At 73.6% G+C, this 2,580-nt stretch carries 2 protein-coding genes; both read left to right on the forward strand.

Annotated features, from left to right (window positions below):
* The first annotated feature begins 475 nt into the window (after positions 1-475).
* Entirely contained in the window at positions 476-1,027 is a 552-nt protein-coding gene (locus B7767_RS31265) for a DUF2617 family protein (protein ID WP_085575079.1), read from the forward strand.
* A 59-nt stretch (positions 1,028-1,086) separates the two neighbouring features.
* Positions 1,087-2,580, forward strand: a 1,494-nt coding sequence (locus tag B7767_RS31270) for a polyamine aminopropyltransferase (RefSeq protein ID WP_085575080.1), incomplete at its 3' end; no start/stop codon positions are given.

Genomic DNA, 2,580 nt, shown 5'->3' on the forward strand with positions numbered 1-2,580 from the left:
CTGCTCGTCGGGTTCCTCCGGGGGATCGTCCTGCGGTGGTGGCTCGTCCTGCGGAGGCGGGTCGTCCTGCGGGGGCGGCGGCGGATGCGGTGGAGGGGGCGGCTGACACGGGGCAGCCCGCCCCCGCATCGGGGGATGACGTATCCGCGACAGCGGGGTCCGCACCTGGGGCGGACCCCGCTGTGCCGTTCCGGGGCGCGGTCCACCGGCGTACGCCGTCACCTCGAGGCGCACGCCGAGGTTGAACAGTTGAGCTGGAGAGCCCCCCAAGGGATGGAAAGGCCGCGAAGTTGGGTAAAAACGCTGTGGTGGCACCACATTTCATGATTGCCTATAAATCACCGACGCAGCCCTCGGACTCCCCGCGGACCCTTCTTCCGGCCGGGCGACCGGGCTGACGGGCCGAGTCCCCCGGCGCGACCGGGGTGCGCGACCCCCTTGTCTCACCCTCCTCGCGTGCCAGCGGAGCCGATCCATGCTCACGACCCTGAACACCTCCTATTCCGACACGCGCGCGGCCGACCTCGCCTGGGCCCTTGGGCGTGAGCCGCTTCCCGCGCTGGCCACGCTCGATCTCGAACTGGCCGGAAGGAAAGTCCAGTTGAGACTGCTCGGCGCGTCCCACCAGGTGCTCATCGAGGAGGAGCGGGGCCTCTGCTCGGAGACGGTGGCGTGCATTCCGGGCAGCAGTACGCCGCTTCCGCTGGGCGTGGCCAAGCGGGTGGACGACTGGGAGTACGAGTTCGCGGCCCGGGTGGAGGTGTTCTCCCCGGGGTCCTTCGCGGGCCGTGCCCAGGAGCTGCTGGCCCTGGTCTCCGACCATCCGCAGGGCCTCGCCGGGGTCTTCCCGGGCAGTCCGCACGCGTTCACGGCGATGCTCGCCCGGAGCCACGAGGGCCAGGTGCACTGGCGGACCTGGCACGCCTACCCGCAGGACGGGCAACTCGTGGCGACCCGGACGAGGGTGGGGGTGCGGGCGAGACCGGCCGAGGGGGCCGTTGCTCGTACCGATATCGGGCAGGTGTAAACAAAGACCACACGTGTGGGTGACGTTGTGCGGTAGGGGCGTGACGTAACGTCACTGGGGTGATCGAACCGCAGGCCCCCGCACCGCCCGGCTCCGTGCAGCCCTGGGGCGGGCCGGACGGCCCCGTCGGCGACGCGGGAAGCGCGCTGCGGCTGCCGGTGCGGCAGGGCACGGGGAGGTTCCTGGTCCTCGCGGGCGTGTTCGTCTGTGCGGCCTGCGGACTCGTGTACGAGCTGGAACTGGTCGCGCTGGCCACGTATCTGATGGGTGACTCGGTCGCCCAGACGTCGGTCGTGCTGTCCGTGATGGTCTTCGCGATGGGCATCGGCTCCCTCGCCGCGAAACGGCTGCGGCGGCACGCGGCCGCCGGGTTCGGCGCCGTCGAGGCGGCCCTCGCCCTCGTCGGCGGGTGCAGTGCGATGGCGCTGTACGCCGTGTTCGCCTGGACGGGCGACTGGGGCGGGGTGTGGGCGAGCGGTCCGCGCTCGCTGCTGGTCGCCTTCTCCCTCGCCACCGGGCTGCTGATCGGGGCCGAGGTGCCGCTGCTGATGGAGCTCATCCAGCGGATCCGCCGGCAGGACGCGGGCGGCGCGGTGGCCGACCTGTCCGCCGCGGACTACGTCGGCGCGCTCGTCGGCGGGCTCGCCTTCCCCTTCCTCCTCCTGCCGCTGCTCGGCCAGTTGACCGGCGCGCTGATCACGGGCGCCGTCAACGCGGTCGTCGGCGGGGCGCTGGTGCTCGGGCTGTTCCGGCAGGACCTCACGCGGCGCGCCCGTCGGCTGCTGGTCACCGTCAACGTGTGCGTGCTCGCGGTCCTCGCCTCGGCGGCCGTCCTCGTCGACGACTTCGAACGGGCCGCCCGGCACGCCATGTACGGCTCCGACGTACGGGTGGCCCTCCAGACGGACGTCCAGGAGGTGCTGCTCACCGGCGGGCGGGACGGGCGGCCCCTGAACCTGTTCCTCGACGGGCGGCTGCGGGTCAGCGGCCGGGACGAACTCCGGTACCACGAGGCGCTGGTGCACCCCGCGATGACCGGGCCGCACGCGCGCGTGCTCGTCCTCGGCGGCGGTGACGGGCTGGCCGTCCGCGAGGTGCTGCGCCACACCGGTGTGCGCCGGGTCGACGTCGTCGAGATCGACGCGGGCGTGGTGCGGCTGGCCCGCCGCGACCCGGCGCTGTCCGCGCTGAACGCGCACGCCCTCGACGATCCGCGCGTACGGGTGACCACCGCGGACGCCTTCGACTGGCTGCGCGGGGCGCCCCCGGCGGCGTACGACGTCCTCGTCTCGGACCTGCCGCATCCCGGGATCACCGCGAGCACCAAGCTGTACTCGCAGGAGTTCTACGGGCTGGCCCGGCGGGTGCTGGCGCCCGGCGGGCGGCTCGTGGTGCACGGGGGCGCGGTGGCGACCCGCCCCCGCGACTTCTGGACGGTGGACTCGACGCTCCGCGCGGCGGGACTGCGCACCGCCGTGTACCGGGTGAGCGGCCGGCGGGCCGGCTTCGCCGCCGGGCCCGACCGGGGGGCCACGGCCACCGCCCACGTCCAC

Origin of the sequence: Streptomyces sp. 13-12-16 (assembly GCF_002114215.1) — a bacterium.
In the GTDB taxonomy this organism is placed as follows: Bacteria; Actinomycetota; Actinomycetes; order Streptomycetales; family Streptomycetaceae; genus Streptomyces.

Excerpts from the sequence above, each read along its gene's own strand:
- B7767_RS31265 (WP_085575079.1), top strand. The coding sequence starts at position 476 with ATGCTCACGACCCTGAACACCTCCTATTCCGACACGCGCGCGGCCGAC.